We start from the raw sequence: 16,877 nt of genomic DNA on the forward strand, positions 1-16,877 counted from the left end.
TAACTTCGAAGTGCGGACGCGGACAAGCCCGCCCCGTGTCCACCGACCCCAGGGAAGCCCGCCATGAGCACAGCCATGCCTTTCGACGCCGACACGATGCTCATATCCGATGTGACCGCCGCGGTGAAGACCGCCGGCCTCACGCTGCGCGACCGCTACGACCGCTACGACAGCTCGCATGCCCGAGGCGTGAGTCTGGACGAGGTCGTCGCCGAGATCCACGCCAACGACGACGCGGTGCTGGACGTGCTGCGGGAACCGCTGCTGCGGGCGCGGCGGGGATCTCAATGGGCCGAGGACGAGCTGGCCGGCGGCGCGCTCCCGCCCGGGGAGTGGTGGGTCGTCGACCCCGCCGAGGGCAACATCAACCACGTCCACGGCATGCCGGACTGGGCCGTGACCGCCACCCTGGTCCGCGACAACCATCCGGTACTCACCGTCGTCCACCTGCCGCTTACCGGCGACACCTACACCGCCGTCGCCGGCGGCGGTGCCCGCCTCAACGACCGACCCCTGAAGGTGTCCGCCAAGACCGACATGGGCGCCGCGCTCATCGGCACCGGCCAGGCCAAACCCGGCGAGGACGAGCGCACCTTCCGCCGGATCGGTGACTCCGTCACCGCCATGCTCGTCAACGGCCTGGTCGTGCGCGTGTCCGTTCCCGCCACGATGCAGCTCATCCACGTCGCCGCCGGACGCATGGACGCGTTCTGGCAGTTCTCCGACGTCCGCTCCGGCCTGGTCGCCGGTGCACTGCTGGTCTCCGAGGCCGGGGGCGTCGTCACCGACCTGGCGGGCGAACCCTGGAACACGGGCAGCCGCGACTTCCTGGCCGCCGCCCCCGGCATCCACGGCGCCGCCCTCAAGGTCCTCTCGCCGATCGCCTGACCTGGGCACCTCCGCTGTTCCCCCCGTACCGCAAGGAGCTTCACCACATGACCCACATCGGCATTCTGGGCACCGGCCGCGTCGGGGCCAACCTCGCCGGCAAACTCTCCGTGGCCGGACACCAAGTCACCCTCGGCTGCCGGAACCCAGGAGACAGCGCCGCCCGCGCCGCCGGGGCCGCCCCGAGGATCGCCTTCGCCGACCAGCGCACCACAGCCCGCACCGCGGACATCGTGATCAACGCGACGCCCGGCGACAGCTCCCTGGACCGCCTCACCGACCTGCGTACCGAGCTCTCCGGAAAGATCCTCGTCGATGTTTCCAACGCCACCCGCGACGCCGATGACGGCCTGCCCGGCGACCTGTGCTATCCCGGCAGTAGCCTCGCCGAGAAGCTCCAGGCCGCGCTCCCCGACACCCATGTGGTCAAGACCCTCAACACCATGCTGTTCATGGTCATGACCGCTCCCGAAATCCTGGCCACCCCACCGACCGTCTATGTCTCGGGCGACGACGAGAACGCGAAGAAGACCGTCAGCGGCCTGCTAGGCGACCTGGGCTGGCAGCCCGCACGGATCGAGAACCTCGGCGACATCAGCACAGCCCGCGCCACCGAGGCCATGATCCTGGTCGTGCCCCACATCCTGCGTCGACACGGCTTCAAGCCCTTCGCCGTCTCCCTCGCCCGCTGACCTCACCAAGACCAGGTCGGGTTCAGACGAAAACCAGTTGTCAGCGGTGGATGGGATGATCCCCGAGACTTCCCCGTCAGCCGCGTCGTTCGGCTTCGGTGATGCGGAAGCGGTAGGACTTGGTGCCGGTCTGGATGCGGGTGCAGTGGAAGGTGATCCGGTCGGCGATGGCAGATCGACGCGCTGGAAACCGCCTTCCAGGAACTGCCCGAACCGGTCGTCCCACCCCAGACCTGCGACCAGCAGCCGCGACACGCAGCGCTGCGGCGGTCTGCAAGGTCAGCCGAAGGCTGTCGCCGGGCGATGGAAGTGCAGGTCGTGCAAGCGGTCTCCGTCGCACGCGCCGGCCGGGACAGCAGCGGGGCGGTCACGCTGGTCAGCGCGACCGCCCCACTCGTGACCTTGAGGTCAGCTTCCGGCGCCGTGGGCCTCGTCGTTGATGTCACTGACCAGCCACGCGAGCATCGCGGGAGTGGCGTCGAAGTGCCCGCCGTGCCCGGCATCGGCCTGTCTGATCAGCGTCGCGGTCGGCATGCGTGCGGCGAGCCACTCGCCATGCGCAGGGGGCACCAGGGTGTCGAGGCCACCGTGCCAGATCCGCGCCGGGACCTTGATGTCTGCCGGGTCGAATCCCCATTCCGTGCCGAAGAGCGCAGTGACGTCGTCCACCCAGCCGTCCAGCCCCGGCCGGACCGCTTCGGCGAACGCCGGGCCGATCATCGCGCTGATCTCCGGTCGGGAGAGGACTGCCTGTTCGATCTCCGGCAGGGGCGGCAAATTGGCCGTGCCGAGATTCGCCAGGTGTTCCGTGACGGCTTGCCTCCCGGTCAACGCCAGGGCAGCGCTGCGGCGGTTTCCCTCGCTCATGCCGGCGGTCCAGTCCAGCCCGGCCGCATCACGCGGCGCCAGGCTCGCCAGCGCCCCCAGGCGGGTCACCCGCTCGGGATACCGGGCAGCGAAGGCCATGGCATGCGGGCCGCCCCCGGACACCCCGAACACCGCGAAGCGGTGCAGACCGAGTGCGGCGGTGATGGCGGCCACGTCGGCGGCGGCATCGATGACCCGACGCCCCGGCATCGGTGTGGAACCCCCGAATCCGGGCCGGTCATAGGTGATCAGCCGCACGCCGAGCTCGTGGAACAGGGAATCGTCCGGGTATCGGGCCAGTCGGCTCATCGGGCTGCCGTGTAGGTAGACGACCGGCATCCCGGTGGGGTCGCCCCATTCCTCCACCGCCAACGTCCGACGATCGTCGGTGATCAACTCGCGCATGGCGGCCAAGTTAGCCTCGGCACTGATCGACGGCCAAAGCTTTTCATTCACAGCGCAACACCGCCGTACCGCCGTACCGCCGTATGCGCGGGTGATGGCCCGTACGGTCTGGTGGTGCTCGTCCGAGCGCGGGAGGGTCGGCTGCTCGACTGAGGCGAGAGGACAACGTCCCTCCTGAACTCCTCGCACCACAGCCGAAAAATGACCGTCAGGTGACCGGGGCCCCTGCTACGGTGATTGACATGAAGCGCGCTGCCATGACGACGACGCCGGAGAGTGTCCCGGCGCGCTGACAGACGACCTGATCCGAAGCCCCGGGGCAAGTGCCCCGGGGCTTCGTCGTAGGCCCGGTCACTTGCCCCGCAACCGCAAGGAGACCGTGATGACCACCGTGCACGACCACCGCAAACTCGGCCGGGGACTGAACCTGTTCGACACCGACCCGCTGATCGGCGCCGGACTGCCCTACTGGCTGCCTGACGGCGCGGCCGTGAGGCACACCCTGGAGGAGTACATCCGCACCGCCGAGCGGCGAGCGGGCTACCAGCACGTGTACTCTCCGGTGCTCGGCAAGCGCGAGCTGTACGAGATCTCCGGGCACTGGGCGCACTACAGCGACGACATGTTTCCCCCGATGGACGTCGGCGGCGAGCAAGTCGTCCTGCGGCCGAGCCTGTGTCCTCACCATGCGGTCATCTACCGCTCCCGCTCCCACAGCTACCGCGAACTGCCCCTGCGCATGGCCGAACTCGGCGGTATGTACCGCTCCGAACTCTCCGGCGTGCTCGGCGGGCTGACCAGGGTTCGGGCCATCCACCTCAACGACGCGCACATCTTCTGCACTCTGGACCAGGTCGCCCAGGAGGCGCAGGCCGCGCTGGAGATGATCCGCCGGGCTTACGAGGCACTCGGCATCACCGCGACCCGCTACCGGCTCTCCCTCCCCGGCCCCGGTGGCAAGTACGTCGCCGCGCCCGAGAAGTGGCAACGGTCCACTGCCCTGCTGACCGACGTCCTCGACCGCTCTGGCCTGTCCTACGAGGCGGCCGAGGGGGAGGCCGCGTTCTACGGCCCCAAGATCGACGTCCAGGTCACCGACGGCGCCGGACGGGAGTCCACCCTGTCCACCGTCCAGGTCGACTTCCACCAGCCCGAACAGTTCGATCTGCACTACATCGGCCCGGACGGCGCCAAACACCGCCCGGTCATGGTCCACCGCAGCATCATCGGCAGTGTGGAGCGAGCCGTCGCTCATCTCATCGAACAACATGGCGGTGCCTTCCCCGCCTGGCTCGCCCCCACTCAACTGGCGATCCTCCCGATCTCCGATAACGAACTGCCGAACGCCGCAGCGCTTGCCCAGCGGTGCACCGACCTCGGACTGCGTGCTGAAATCGCCGGTCCGGAACGCGGCAGTCTGGGCGCACGCATTCGAGAGGCCCGCCTGGTTCCCTACCAAGCCGTCATCGGCGCCAAGGAAGCCGCCGACAATCTCGTCGCACTGCGTCTGCGTGACGGTCGACGACTCGGCCCGCAGCCGGTCAGCGACGTCCTGACCCACATCAGCACCCTCAACGATGCCCACAGCACCGAACTGTGGGCCGGCGCGACCAGTTCATAGCAGGTGAGGTCAACCTCGACGTATCCCGAAGGCAGAGGGAGGAGGCCCGCACCCCCTCCCTCTGCCGTGTGGAAGCCAGGTCCATCAAGCAACCAACCTGTCCCGGCCCCCTCCCGGGACGGAACCCGCCTGCACTCCCGCCTGCCCAGACACGCGCCCCCGCCGCTCGCGTGCCGCTCCGCCGGGCCCGCGGGTACCCGACGGCTGGCACCGGCCCGGCCACCGCGCTTCACTGGGAAGTGCCGGTAAGACCGAAGCCAGCACGCCCCGGGAGGTCCCGTGAACACGCACACGCCGCCGCGCTTCGACCCCACCCGGGTTCCCCACCTGCTGGGCTCGTTCGCGCCGGTGAGCGAGGAGGTCGACGTCGCCGTCCTTGAGGTGACCGGCGAGATCCCGCCGACGCTGGACGGACTGTACCTGCGCAACGGTCCCAATCCCCGTTTCACCCCGATCGGCTCCTACCTGTACCCCATCGACGGGGACGGCATGCTGCACGGGGTCTGGCTCTCGCAGGGCCGCGCCCGCTACCGCAACCGCTTCGTACGCACCCCCGCGCTGCGGGCCGAGGAGCGGGCCGGCCGCGCCCTGTGGGGCGGCCTGGAGTCGATGATCATGCCGGGCGCCGACCAGGTCGGGCCCGAACTCGCGGGCACTTTCCGGGACATGCCCGATATCAACGTCGTACGGCACGGCGGCCGGCTGCTGGCCCTCGCCGAATCCGCGTGCCCCTACCGGATCGGCGCCGGTTTGGAGACGCTCGGCCGCGAGGACTTCGATGGCGCCCTGCCGATGGGCATCACCGCCCACCCCAAGATCGATCCCGTCACCGGCGAGATGGTCGTCTTCTGCTACGGCCTGGAGGCGCCGTACCTGACCTGGTCGGTCATCGGCCGCGACGGTGCCGTCACGCGGGGGCCCACGCCGGTCGACGGCGTGGACGAGCCGATGATGATCCACGACATGGCCCTGACCGAGCGCTACGCGGTCATCGTCCTCGCCCCCGCCTTCTTCGACCTCGCCGGGGCCATGGCCGGCGGCTCGTTCCTCGCCTGGCGGCCCGAGCGCGGGACCCGCGTCGTCCTCGTCCCGCGCGACGGCGCACCGCCGCGCTGGGCCGCCGACGAGGCGTTCTGGCTCTGGCACACGGTGAACGCGTACGACGACGGACCCGGCCCGGATGCCCCGGTGGTCCTGGACTACGTGCAGTGGAGCCGGCTGACCGTCGGCGGAGAACCGGAGCCCGGCGCGGCCCCCGCGAGCGGCGGACTCGTACGGGCGCGCATCGACCCGGTGGCGGCCACCATGGCCCGGACCCCGCTGGACGACGCCCGGGTGGAGTTCCCCCGCATCGACGACCGACGCATCGGCCGACGCCACCGCTACGCCGCGCTGGCCACCGAGACCGGCCGGACGGACCTGCTGCCCGGCGAGTACGACGCCGTGCGCTTCCACGACACCGAGACCGGCACCGCCCGCGTCTGGGACGCCGGGGACCTGTCCGTCGGGGAGCCGGTCTTCGCACCGGTGCCGGGGCGGGACTCCGAGGAGCACGGCTACTGGCTGACGTTCGCCACCGACCGCACCGACGGGTCCGCGTGGTTCCTGGTCGTCCCGGCCCAGGACCCCGCCTCCGGCCCCGTGGCCCGCGCCCGAATCCCGGTCCGGGTCCCGCTCGGCCTGCACGGCTGCTGGCTGCCGACGGGCGGCGGCTGAGCGACGCGGCCCCGACCGGCCGGAACGGGAGCTACGCGGTCGGTCGCATACCGACGTGGAGCTCCTCGTCCCCCGGCTACCGCAGCCCGCCGAATACGAGACCGCCTGACCCGTGCGGTCCCGGGGGCCGCGGCTGTGGTGTCAGTGGGGCGGGCTAGTCTTCCGGGCACCGCACACCGACCGTGAGGACCACCAGAAGTGACCGGCCTGTCCGCCTTCCCGCTGCCCTTCCAGACCTCCCGTTCCCCGGCGTTCGCGACGCCCCGGACGCTGCGGGAGTTGCAGATGATGCAGTGCAGCTCGCACCTGCGCGCCAAGCCCGCGTGGTTCGACAAGATGAACGACGCCGACATCGTCGCCAGGTGGACGCAGGAAGCGGTGGCGCAGGGCCTGACCGAAGCCCAGGTGCGCTACGTTCTGGCCGAGTTGGGGCACTACGCCGCGTTGCGGGACGCGCACACCGGCATCGAGGTGTCCGCCGTCGACGGGGTCTGGCAGTCGGACACCCTCGTCGACGAGCAGCTCGGGTCCCGGTTGCGTGAGGCGGTCCGGGTCCTGGAAGAGGTTCCCGAAGCGGAGCGGGACTGGCATCCCGGATCCGACGGCCACGTGCTGGATCTTGTGCACCCCTCACTGTTCTGCCTGGTGAGGGAGGTGAGCGGAGGGCCCGAGCGGGCCTGGCAGAACCCGACGAACCACTACTCGAAGTACGAGTTCTCGGAGAGGTTCCAGTGGCTGCCCACGGACGTCGACGTCAGTGACGACGGCGCCGTCGCCTTCCGCTCGTACGTCAACAACGTCCACCCCGAGGCGCATCGCGCACTGGCCTCCGTCCTGCCGGATGTGTTCGCGCGGCTGCGCCCGTTGTTCGAGAACGTGCTCACCGATCTGCGGCACCCGCGGCCCCTGCGGATCGAGGCCGATCCCTACGGCTGGTACGACTCGGAGCCGGAGTATCCGCGCCAGTCGTCCTACAGCGACAAGGCGGCCTACACGGCTGCCCGCGCTGCCTGGGAAGAGGCCTATGAGGCCTGGTGGGAGAACCGCCGCCCGGTCGTCCCGGACGCTCCGGCCTTCAGCCCGCCTGCACTGCCCGACGCCTCCGCCCGGGTCGACCTGCGGGGCCGCCGGCTCCAGGTCATCGTCAAGCTCGCCACCGTCCACCTCACCCCGGACAAGCCCGAGTACGCCGGAGGTTCCTGGCACGTCGAGGGCATGCTGAACGAGCGGATCGTCTCGACCGGCATCTACTACTGGGACAGCGAGAACATCACCGAGAGCCGGCTGGGATTCCGGGCCGCACTCGACGACCCGCACTATGAACAGAACGACGACGCCGGGCTGCGCGAGGTCTATGGCCTTCAGGACGAAGACGCGCTGAACCAGGTGCTGGGCTCGGTACCGACCCCGGCGGGCCGCTGCCTGGCGTTCCCGAACGTCCTGCAGCACCGCGTGGACGCGTTCCGCCTCGCGGACCCCACCCGCCCGGGACACCGCAAGATCCTCGCGTTCTTCCTGGTCGACCCGGCGGAGCGGATCGTCTCGACCTCCGACGTACCGCCGCAGCAACCCTGGTCCGACACATCGACCATGACGCTCGAGCAGGCCAACACGTACCGCGAAGAACTCATGAAGGAAAGGAAGTTCTTCGTCGACGAACACAACGAGCAGCTCTACGAACGCGAGTTCTCCCTCTGCGAGCACTGAACCGCGGGTGTGATGGGCGCCGTGTGATGCGCGCTGGGCGTGCGTCACGGGCTTTCACCGATGGTGGGCACGGCGAGCTTGGGTACCGCGTCGCTGGGTGTCGTTCGGCTGGTGAAGGCCTGATCAGGGCTCCAACAGCGTCCTCGCACGCTCCGCGAGCAGAGGCATCAATCGCTCCCGCCACGTGGCGAGAGAGACCATTCCGCTGGACATGCCGCCGTGGGCGTACTGCTCCCGGTACGCGGACGACACCAGGTCGCCGACGAGGTCAATACCCACGAGCTCACTGAACGCCGCCCGCAGAAGGCGGACCACTTCGTCGACCGATTCCGGGACGTCCGTACCAGACAGGTGATCGCGAAGGGCTCGCCAGACGTAGGGGTCGCCCCGCAGGCCCCACGTCTTCGGCTCCGGATCGAAGAGATCCGCCATCTTCGCGACCGCGTCATCATGTGCCATGGTGTCAGTTTCGCAGAGCTGTGCCTTGACCTGCGGCTTCGAGGTGTTCTCGGGCTGAAGTGGGGGCAGGGCTCGACGCCCTCGGCGGGCACCCGGGGGCCTCGTCACGGCCGAGGGGCTTGCCGCCGCTCATCGCGCAGTCCCCGACGTGGACACGCAACGCCTTCGGCCCGGACCCGGTCCGGATGGATTCGCGGCAGTCCCGGCGGCGGAGGCGGGGCCAGCGGGCCGCCTCGGCAGCCGGCCCCACCTCCAGCTTGCTGATCGCCGACAGCGCAGCTGCCGTGAGACATCCTCTTGCGAAAGCGGTGTCGGCGGGGTGCCCTTCGCGGAACGCTTCGCGACGATGCTGGTCTGCCCCTGGTCGGTGTTCCCCGGCACCTGCACAGAGCCCGTGTTCCCCACAGGAAGTCTTGGCCCCGGTTGAGTCTCCCGTGGGGGGAGACATCAAGCTGGGGGCATGGACAGCGGCACGCTCTATTCCATCGGAGAACTATCCCGCCGGACCGGCCTGACGGTGAAGACCATCCGGTTCTATTCCGACAAGGGCATCGTCCCGCCAACCGACCGGAGCCCGGCGGGCTACCGCCTCTACGGCCTCGACGCACTCGCACGCCTAGACCTGGCCCGGACGCTGCGCGACCTCGGGCTCGATCTGGCTACCGTGCGCAAGGTGCTGGACCGGGAAGCATCCATACCGGAAGTCACGGAAGCACACGCCAAGGCCCTGGACGTGCAGATCCAGACTCTCCGCCTGCGCCGGGCAGTACTCCGCGCAGTCGCCAGACGCAGCCCCACCACCATGGAGATGGACCTCATGCACCGACTCGCCACGCTCTCCCAGACCGAACGACGCCGACTGGTATCCGCCTTCATCGACGACGCCTTCAAAGACCTCCGCACCAACCCCGAGTTCGTGACCCTGATGCGATCCGCCATGCCCGAGCTCCCCGACGACCCCACGCCCGAACAGGTCGAGGCGTGGGTGGAACTCGCCGGACTCTGCCAGAACGCAGACTTCCGTGTCGCGCTACGCCGCACAGCTGAGGACCAGGCGGAAGAGCCTTCCCAGCAGGACGTCAGCACTCTGCACGATGCTCTCAACCAAGCGATGCGTGAACGAATCGCCGAGGCCGTATCCGCCGGCCTCCTGCCGGCCTCCGCCAATGGTGCATCCCTTACCGACTCGCTGGGCGGCCTCTACGCCGACGCATTCGAGCGTGCCGACGGAAGCGATCTGTGCCGCTGGCTCCTCGCCCGCCTGCAGACAACGGCCGACCCACACGCCGAGCGCTACTGGCAGCTCCTGGCAACGATCAATGGCTGGCCCGCATCCCCAACGCTCGCTCCCGTTTACTCCTGGTTCACCGCCGTCTTCGCCAAGAGCGCTGACGACCATCACAAAGGTCTGATGCGATGAGGACGCGCGACCTGAAGTTCGGCCTTTACGCAGACGAGCAGGGGCTGGCATGGGTCAAGAAACTCGTTGAGGGCGCTGTGGGCTCCCGGAGCGCCCGGATCATCAGTTCGGCGGTGCCGGTGTCCATGTCACAGCTGGGGGACGTACGGGGCGAGGCCGACGATGAGGATGGACCGTTCGCCCGGCCCGGGCTCGGAGCCCGCTCGGAGCGGGCCGACGTAGTGGCTGACTCTGTGATCGTGGACGGCGTAGCCATCCAGTGGGTCGGTGAGGGTGAAGCCGGCGTGGATGTCCGTCCACGGGTCCTCGGGCTGGAGGCCCGCGCTGCCCGGTGTGGCGATGACGTTCTGCCCGCCGGTGACGTTGGTACGGCTGATCAGGTGGGCGAATGTGAACGTGCTGGCCGATCCTCCGTCCTGGTGCAGGCAGTTCGGGGAGGAAACGGCTTCCTGGCCGGGATGGTCGACGCCGAGCCTGATCAGGTGGACACCGGCCCACAGCGGCCGTCGCCCCAGATCCTTCAGGGACAGGACCTGTTCGATGTCCCAGCGCAGGAGTCGCAGCAGCAGAGCGTTGCCGCGCAGCACCTCGGGGATGTCGGGGAGCACGCGCCGTGTCCGCGGGTACGCAGGGTCGTCCTCGCCCTGGGAGAAGTCGGTGACCGTTCCGTGTACGGGGTCGGGGGTTCCGGGAATCCAGGACAGTTCGTCCTTCCACGGCAGGTACACGGCATGGGAGTACCGGCGGAACCGATTCGTTCCAGGAGCGTACGGGTCGGGCGGCAGCGCCGCGAAGACCTCCCGGATCCTGGCCAAGTCCCGCGCAGCGGAGCCGTCGTCCGGGCTGATACCGAGCTGCTCGGCGCCGTAGCGGGCGAACCCGCGCTCGCGCAGACCCTCCAGCCCGTCACCCAGACCACCCGCATCAGAGTGCGACCGCCGCTGGGGATCAGTCTCTTCCACGCTTTCCTCCAACAGGTCACCGCCGGACCACGGCGTCCGCGCCTCGTGCCGACCTTACGCACGCCTCTTCCGTCAGGCACGGGCTCAACGCGGCCCTGCCACGGAGGCCACAGCCATTGCGGCCTGGTAGCCGAATTGACGCCGAAGTCGGCTCGGCTGTCGCAGATGAAGGCCCGGCGGCGGGATCTGCGGGCTTGTTTCATTTGATATTGCCCGCTGCTCGCACCTGATTCCGGGATAAAACACCGGGAGAAAACGACTCCTCAGCCCGCTGAGTTGTCGGTGGCGGCGATCGTCTGGCGCAGAAGGTTTCGCGCGGTCTCCAGGTCGGCGGCACGCTGGTCGAGGACGTTCAGCTGGTCGCGGAGGCTGGTGAGAACGCCGGGACAGGGGTGCAGCGTTGCCTCGCCAGAGGTGCAGGGCAGGACCTGGCGGATGATGCGGGTGGGCAGGCCCGCGGCCAGCAGGGCGCGGATACGTCGCACCGTCTCCACCGCGTGGTCGTCGTACTCGCGATAGCCGTTGGTGCGGCGCTCTGAGCGGATCAGCTCCATCCGCTCGTAGTAGCGCAGCAGGCGTTCGCTGACTCCGACACGACGCGACAGCTCGCCGATCAGCACCGACCAGCTCCTTCCGGCTTGACCTTCCCATGGTGTCAGGGAGCAACAGTGCACTGGTCGGCCGCATTCCGGGCCGATCGTCAAGGAGGGAATGAACCTTTGATCATCGATGCACACAGCCACGTCCACGACCCCGTCGAGGCACATGTGGGGCTGCTGGACGAGGCCGGGGTGGACCGTGCCGTGCTGTTCGCCACCCGCCCACACCCGGAGCGGGCCGGAGACCTCGCCTCTCTGCGCCGGGAGATGGCGATCCTGGACGCGGCCATCGGGGGCCGGGCCGGCACGGCCGAGGCGTATCGCGACGCGTGGCGGGAATTGGACGCCGCACTCGCCGCACGGCCGGAGCGGTTCATCGGCTTTCTGTCCGTACCGCTGGACATGGAGCCGGAACAGATTGCCGCGACCGTCGAACGCGAGGTCGTCGGGCGTGGGCTGCACGGGATCGGCGAGCTGACGCCGCCGCCCGGACGGGCAGGGACGATCGAACCGGTACTCCAGGCCGCGGCCGATCACGGTCGGCTGCCCGTGGTCGTGCACGGATCCGCCCCGACCACGGCAGACGATCTGCGGACTCTGTCAGTGCTTGCCGGCCGGTATCCGACGGTTCCTCTCGTGGTCAGCCAGCTCGGCGGGCTGAACTGGATGCAGGCTGTCGACCTGGTCCGGGACACCCCGAACATGTACCTGGAGCTGTCCACGGCCAACATCGTCTTCGCCGTCCGGCTGGCCATCAAGGAGATCCCGGACCGGACTCTGTTCGGCTCGGACGCTCCGTACGGCGACCCAGTCCTCGCCCGGGCGATGGTGGAGCGGGTCACCAGCCCGGGAGAGGTACGTGACCGGGTGCTCGGGGGGACGATCGCGGAACTGGCCGGGCTCGCCTGAGGCACGCTCGACGTCCCCAGGGTGCGACCTCGACAGCCCGCCGGCGGCCGGGGCCGACGCGGTCCTTGCCTCGGTAGCCGGGGTCCGGGTCAGTGGTCAGTGGTCAGCGGAAGCCGAGCATGCCGGGGGTGTCGGTGCCGATGGCCAGGATGCCGGGCGGGTAGCGGTTCTTGTCGTCGGTCAGGAGGATCGGCATGCCGCCGGTCCCCGTACGGCGCAGCGCGGTGTAGAGGGCGTGGCAGGTGTCCGTGCCGCCGTAGCCGTCGCGGAACATGGTGCCCACGGCCGGTGCGTCGATCTGCCCGAGCGGCTCGACATCGGTGCACGGGTATCCGAGGACGGCACGGGAGATCCTGGGTGGCCGACCTCGGCCTCGGCCTCGGCCTGCGCCAGGCACAGCGCCGGCACGAGGAGCCGGTCGCCGCTCGCGGTGACGTTGACCGCGAGCGCGTTGAGGGCCTTGTACCCCGAGGCCAGGGCGATCACGGAACTGGTGTCGAGAATGATCACGCGACGTTCCTGCCCGGCATCGCGAGGAGCTTGTCCACCGCTATCCGCCGCAGGTTGCCGAGCACATCCAGCGCGGCGAACGCCTCGTCGCTGACGTCGACGCCGATCACCCCACGCACGTGCGCACGCGCAGCCGCGACCCGCTCGGCCCGCTGAACCCGCTGCCCGAGTTGGGTGCCGGTAAGAACCGTTCTATCGGGGTCGCCCGGTCTTCAGGTGTCCTGCTGAGAGTGAGCGTTTTCAGCTTCGCCACTCCAGGGTGACGCCGCGGCCCTCGCTTGAGCCTGGAAGCTCCTCGGCTGGGCCCGCCGGGCACGGTGGATTGTCTGTGAAAAGTCGCGGGCGGTCACTTCGCTGAGGGGCCGGTCCTGCGCTTCGGGGCGGAAGGTGATTGTGGGGAGGGATGGAACGCATGCTCGAAGTACCATCCCTGCAAGGTTCTCCGGCCGGTACTTCCCAACCTCCGCAGTGGCGTAGTCGGACGGAGGCATCCCTGTAGAGAGGACAGAGGGCATAGGGCGATGAGTGTGGCTGAGAGTTGGTCGCGTGTGATGAGCCTTCTTCGAGAGCACGCGCCGGCCGATCACGCGGATCTGCCGGGGCCCGCTACGGAGCAGATGCTCGCGGCAGCCGAGGAACGGATGGGGATCTCCCTTCATGGGGACCTGCGGACGTGGCTGTTGCAGAACAATCTGGATCTGCCGGAGGAAGACGTCGACGACGACGTGATGTGCTGCGGCTTCGACGGGTTCCCCGACGAGGGAAGCTTCTTTCTGGGCATCCGGGCGATGGAGAGGCTCTACGCGAATCACCCCTTGTCCGGTGGGAGCGAATGGCGCGAGGAGTGGATCCCGTTCCTGTCGGACCGGGACGGCTGGATGGGAAAGTTCATCGACGCGAGGGACGGACGTATCGGCAGATGGTTCGTGGGTGCGCCCACGGTCACCGGCGAGTACGCGTCACTGGCTCACTACTTCGACTCCGTGGCGGAGATGCTGACGAGGATCGGCGCGGGGGACTATCCGGTCTGTTCCGTTGCCGAAGGGCGACTTGTCTGGTCGTGAGACGGTTCCCAACTGGATGACGGTCATTGCCACACCGGTGAGGGAACGGGAAGGCCGTTCAGCTTCCGTTCAGGTGCCCGCGGACGCACTGCGTGTACTGGTGGAAGCTGTCGGGCTGGTAGCACTCCTGCGTCGTGTTCGCGTACCAGACCATGAACACGGCGAGCAGCCCGGACACCGCGATCGCGAGGGAGGACGTCACCACGGCGGTGACGGCCTTGCCCCGGCCCACGCCGGTCCGCTTGGCCGCCATCAGCGCGGCGACGCCCAGGATCAGGCCCAACACGGCGAGCGGGCCGCCGACGAAGACGACCGAGGTGCACAGGCCGATGATGCCCAGTGTCATGGCGGCCGTGGCCAGGCTGTTCTTCGGTGCTGTCAGGCCCGGCGCCATTGCGTTCGGTGCCGTCCGACTCCGTACGGCATGGTCCTGAGCGGACACCGTGTGATTCAGCGGCGTCTCGATCCCCTGAGCGTCCATCAGCCCGTCCTTCCGTCCCGTCAACTGGTGAGACCCCGATTCTGGTTCCGGGGGGCCCGCGGACACATCGCGGGAAGGCGGGAGAGTTCGCTCCCCCGATCGGGGGAGGGCGCCGGTGGGCCGTCCGGTCATACCTACCTGGCCATGTTCAGAGGAATCCGGCCGCTGCTGCGCGGCTCCACGTATTCGGGTGCGCTATTCGCCTATTGCGGCGCGTTGGCGAGCCTTCCGTTGCTGCCTTTCGCGGCACTACCGGCGGTCGCGTAAGCCATCCGCTCCCGGGGGAGTGCAGTTCGCTCTGACCGTGCTGGTCTGGTCCGTACTGATCGGGGTGATCGGGCTGGCTCGTACCACGCGGCGGGTGCTGATCGCCTGACGGGGCGTCTCCGTCCACGGCATCGGGCGCCGACCGCCTGCGGACCCCGCTCTGGCTGCTGTCGCACGTGGTGCTGGGGTGGGCGGGGGCGCAGCTGAGCATCCTGCTGTTCGTCGCGGGCCTGCTCCTTCCCGGCGGTTGGGCCGGCGCCGAGGCCGGGGTGAGTGTGAACGGCTGGTCGCTGCGGGTGGAGAGCGGCTGGCAGAGCTGCGCAGCGGCGCTCTGCTGCCTGCTGCCTGCTGCTGGCGGCGGCTCTGTGCCTGGCGGTGACGTACGCCCTGCGGTGGCTGGCGCCCAGGCTGCTGGGTCCGTCGCCGTACCTCTTCGCCACCCCCAGCCCCGCCACCTGGCCGCCGCCCCCGATGCCGTAAGGCCTCACCGGCGCTTCAATTGCCCACGCGTCCCGTGTGTGCGACTCCGAACTCGGCTTCAGCGACTGGTTCTACCGAGCCTTGACTGGTCAGATCGCGACTGACTGGTTGCCGGAGTGGAATCCAGGACCACACCCACTGGAAACCTCGAACGAGTGAGCTCGCAGCAAGCCTCCAACCTCCGGCAGACCCGGGAGGCGGTGAAAAGACACCTCATGCAGTCAATCCGTCACGAGGGCACCGCCCCGGCGGAAATCGCTACTCGATGCGGACACAGCCTGCGACGGTGTGCAGGTGACTGAGACGACCCCTTACGACGCCGACCGTGCCCGATTCACCCGCCACGCTCTGGCACGGCTGGTCCTCTGCGATCACGCCGTGGACGTCGCCGATGGCGCCGCCGGCCTGGTCGCCACCGCCAACGACCCGGACACCGGTCCCGGGGGCCGGGTCAGCCAAGCCGCCCAGCTCATCGAGCTCGCGGAGCGCACTCTGGTCTCGGCCGTCATCTACGAACGAGAACGGGGCAGCTCCTGGGCGGACATCGCCCAGTACCTGGGCATCAGCCCCGCGGAAGCGGAAGAGCGCTTTGCCGCGCACCTGGAAGGCTGGAACACCGCCTTCGACGCCCCCTACCGGCCCGACGACACCGGCCGCAAGCGGATACCCCAGCTGCCCACCGCAGCGTACGACCCGGCCTGGGCATGCGACCGGCTCGACACCTGGGCCGGAAACCGGCTCATCCTGGTCAACGACGAGCGCCCCGTCAGCTCGGGCCTCGTCATGGCTGTGCCGAAGAAGTAGCAACCCTGATCACCTACGCCCGTATCCGACGCCGAACCACGGCGCGGCACGGAACGCTGGAGGTCGAGTTGTAGGGGTGGCCTACCGGACGGTGCGGTGGGCGGCGAACTCCGTCTGGACGGACCCGCGGACCGCCCTCGTCCGGCCATGTCCATGCCCTGCAGTAGTTTTTGGGCATGAGAGACACGGAATGGAGTGGAGGTCAGCTGGCGGTGGTGCGGCCCGCCTCGGGAGGGTTCCCGCGGCACAGCCACGATGAGTACGTGATCAGCGTCAACCTCTGTGGCCTGGAGCGGGTCCGGCTGGATCGCACCACGTTCGACGTGTGCCTGGATGAGGTCACCGTCTACAACCCCGGCCAGGTCCAGTCGTGCACCACGCAGGCCCCGCCCGATACCTCCTTCACGGCCGTGAGCTGGTACGTCCCGCCGACGCTGGTGGAATCGCTGACCGGCGAGGACCTGGTCGACTTCGAACGTCCGGTCGTCCGCTCTCCCTACCTTCGCGGCGAGCTCCTTGCTGCCGCCAAAGCCTTCCGCGAGTTCACGGCTGACGGGCACTCCGCGCCGGCCGAATCCGCAGTTCTGCTCCAGGAGCAGCTGGAACTTGTGCTGTCGCGGCTGATCGACCTGGCCGCGGGACGGCGCGCGCGTGCTCCCGAGCCCGCCGACACCCGGATAGCAGCGGTCCTTGACCGCCTTCGTGACCTGTCCGAGGCGCCCAGGTTGGCCGAGCTGGCCGCTGAGGCCGGGATGTCACGGGAGCACCTGATCCGGACGTTCACCCGTGCCACCGGTACCCCGCCCTACGCCTGGCACCTGTCGGCCCGGCTGGCCGAGGCGCGGCGCCGCCTGCGCAAGGGCGAGCCCGTCGCCGACGTCGCTCACCTGCTGGGCTTCGCCGACCAGGCGCATTTCCACCGCCACTTCACTGCGGCGTACGCCATCACACCCGGTCGGTTCCGTCGGCTGCCCCAGATCAACATCTGACAAGACCGCACGGAGAACCCCCGGCACAGTGGCCGCC

The 16,877-nt window shown here is 69.1% G+C and carries 17 protein-coding genes; 10 read left to right on the plus strand and 7 right to left on the minus strand.

Going from position 1 to position 16,877, the window contains the following annotated elements:
- Positions 1 to 63: 63 nt before the first annotated feature.
- Together ACZ4TG_RS25245 and ACZ4TG_RS25250 are read left to right on the plus strand one after the other, a co-directional pair.
- On the plus strand, positions 64 to 888 hold the full coding sequence (locus ACZ4TG_RS25245) for an inositol monophosphatase family protein (protein ID WP_468166565.1): 825 nt from the start codon (positions 64 to 66) through the stop codon (positions 886 to 888).
- Positions 889 to 935: 47 nt separating this feature from the next.
- Positions 936 to 1,580, plus strand: a complete 645-nt coding sequence (locus tag ACZ4TG_RS25250; protein WP_468166567.1) for an NADPH-dependent F420 reductase — start codon at positions 936 to 938, stop codon at positions 1,578 to 1,580.
- 408 nt (positions 1,581 to 1,988) lie between these two features.
- Here the strand turns inward: ACZ4TG_RS25250 and ACZ4TG_RS25255 are convergent, their stop codons facing one another.
- Positions 1,989 to 2,852: an alpha/beta fold hydrolase gene (locus ACZ4TG_RS25255; RefSeq protein WP_468166569.1), complete on the minus strand. Its 864-nt coding sequence runs from the start codon at positions 2,850 to 2,852 to the stop codon at positions 1,989 to 1,991.
- A gap of 391 nt (positions 2,853 to 3,243) precedes the next feature.
- Here ACZ4TG_RS25255 and thrS point away from each other — a divergent pair, with 391 nt between their 5' ends.
- From thrS to ACZ4TG_RS25270, 3 genes are all read left to right on the plus strand, one after another.
- On the plus strand, positions 3,244 to 4,473 hold the full coding sequence (gene thrS / locus ACZ4TG_RS25260; RefSeq protein WP_468166833.1) for a threonine--tRNA ligase: 1,230 nt from the start codon (positions 3,244 to 3,246) through the stop codon (positions 4,471 to 4,473).
- 279 nt (positions 4,474 to 4,752) lie between these two features.
- Complete coding sequence (locus ACZ4TG_RS25265) at positions 4,753 to 6,189, plus strand: carotenoid oxygenase family protein (RefSeq protein ID WP_468166571.1); 1,437 nt, start codon at positions 4,753 to 4,755, stop codon at positions 6,187 to 6,189.
- Between the two features lie 198 nt (positions 6,190 to 6,387).
- Positions 6,388 to 7,896, plus strand: a complete 1,509-nt coding sequence (locus ACZ4TG_RS25270; RefSeq protein ID WP_468166573.1) for a DUF4246 domain-containing protein — start codon at positions 6,388 to 6,390, stop codon at positions 7,894 to 7,896.
- 123 nt (positions 7,897 to 8,019) lie between these two features.
- Here ACZ4TG_RS25270 and ACZ4TG_RS25275 read toward each other — a convergent pair whose 3' ends face one another.
- Positions 8,020 to 8,355 (minus strand): hypothetical protein, encoded by a 336-nt coding sequence (locus tag ACZ4TG_RS25275; RefSeq protein WP_468166575.1) that lies wholly within the window; start codon positions 8,353 to 8,355, stop codon positions 8,020 to 8,022.
- 460 nt (positions 8,356 to 8,815) lie between these two features.
- Between ACZ4TG_RS25275 and ACZ4TG_RS25280 the strand changes: the two genes are divergently transcribed.
- Complete coding sequence (locus ACZ4TG_RS25280) at positions 8,816 to 9,775, plus strand: MerR family transcriptional regulator (RefSeq protein WP_468166577.1); 960 nt, start codon at positions 8,816 to 8,818, stop codon at positions 9,773 to 9,775.
- A 128-nt stretch (positions 9,776 to 9,903) separates the two neighbouring features.
- On the opposite strand, the gene ACZ4TG_RS25285 is transcribed toward ACZ4TG_RS25280, so the two are convergent.
- A complete protein-coding gene (locus tag ACZ4TG_RS25285) occupies positions 9,904 to 10,737 on the minus strand; it encodes a 2OG-Fe dioxygenase family protein (RefSeq protein WP_468166579.1) in 834 nt (277 codons plus the stop codon).
- A 263-nt stretch (positions 10,738 to 11,000) separates the two neighbouring features.
- Positions 11,001 to 11,357, minus strand: a complete 357-nt coding sequence (locus tag ACZ4TG_RS25290; RefSeq protein WP_468166581.1) for a MerR family transcriptional regulator — start codon at positions 11,355 to 11,357, stop codon at positions 11,001 to 11,003.
- A gap of 99 nt (positions 11,358 to 11,456) precedes the next feature.
- Here ACZ4TG_RS25290 and ACZ4TG_RS25295 point away from each other — a divergent pair, with 99 nt between their 5' ends.
- Entirely contained in the window at positions 11,457 to 12,245 is a 789-nt protein-coding gene (locus ACZ4TG_RS25295; RefSeq protein ID WP_468166583.1) for an amidohydrolase family protein, read from the plus strand.
- Positions 12,246 to 12,348: 103 nt separating this feature from the next.
- Here ACZ4TG_RS25295 and ACZ4TG_RS25300 read toward each other — a convergent pair whose 3' ends face one another.
- Positions 12,349 to 12,528 carry a hypothetical protein gene (locus ACZ4TG_RS25300; RefSeq protein WP_468166585.1) on the minus strand — a complete coding sequence of 60 codons (180 nt, stop codon included), beginning with the start codon at positions 12,526 to 12,528 and terminating at the stop codon, positions 12,349 to 12,351.
- 223 nt (positions 12,529 to 12,751) lie between these two features.
- Entirely contained in the window at positions 12,752 to 12,874 is a 123-nt protein-coding gene (locus ACZ4TG_RS25305) for a hypothetical protein (RefSeq protein ID WP_468166587.1), read from the minus strand.
- Positions 12,875 to 13,306: 432 nt separating this feature from the next.
- Between ACZ4TG_RS25305 and ACZ4TG_RS25310 the strand changes: the two genes are divergently transcribed.
- On the plus strand, positions 13,307 to 13,819 hold the full coding sequence (locus ACZ4TG_RS25310; protein ID WP_468166589.1) for an SMI1/KNR4 family protein: 513 nt from the start codon (positions 13,307 to 13,309) through the stop codon (positions 13,817 to 13,819).
- Between the two features lie 58 nt (positions 13,820 to 13,877).
- Here the strand turns inward: ACZ4TG_RS25310 and ACZ4TG_RS25315 are convergent, their stop codons facing one another.
- Positions 13,878 to 14,165 (minus strand): DUF4190 domain-containing protein, encoded by a 288-nt coding sequence (locus tag ACZ4TG_RS25315; RefSeq protein WP_468166591.1) that lies wholly within the window; start codon positions 14,163 to 14,165, stop codon positions 13,878 to 13,880.
- Positions 14,166 to 15,341: 1,176 nt separating this feature from the next.
- Between ACZ4TG_RS25315 and ACZ4TG_RS25320 the strand changes: the two genes are divergently transcribed.
- Together ACZ4TG_RS25320 and ACZ4TG_RS25325 are read left to right on the plus strand one after the other, a co-directional pair.
- Entirely contained in the window at positions 15,342 to 15,851 is a 510-nt protein-coding gene (locus ACZ4TG_RS25320; RefSeq protein WP_468166593.1) for a hypothetical protein, read from the plus strand.
- A gap of 176 nt (positions 15,852 to 16,027) precedes the next feature.
- Complete coding sequence (locus tag ACZ4TG_RS25325; RefSeq protein ID WP_468166595.1) at positions 16,028 to 16,840, plus strand: AraC family transcriptional regulator; 813 nt, start codon at positions 16,028 to 16,030, stop codon at positions 16,838 to 16,840.
- Positions 16,841 to 16,877: the final 37 nt, after the last annotated feature.

This window comes from Streptomyces sp. NPDC028314 (genome assembly GCF_055565795.1).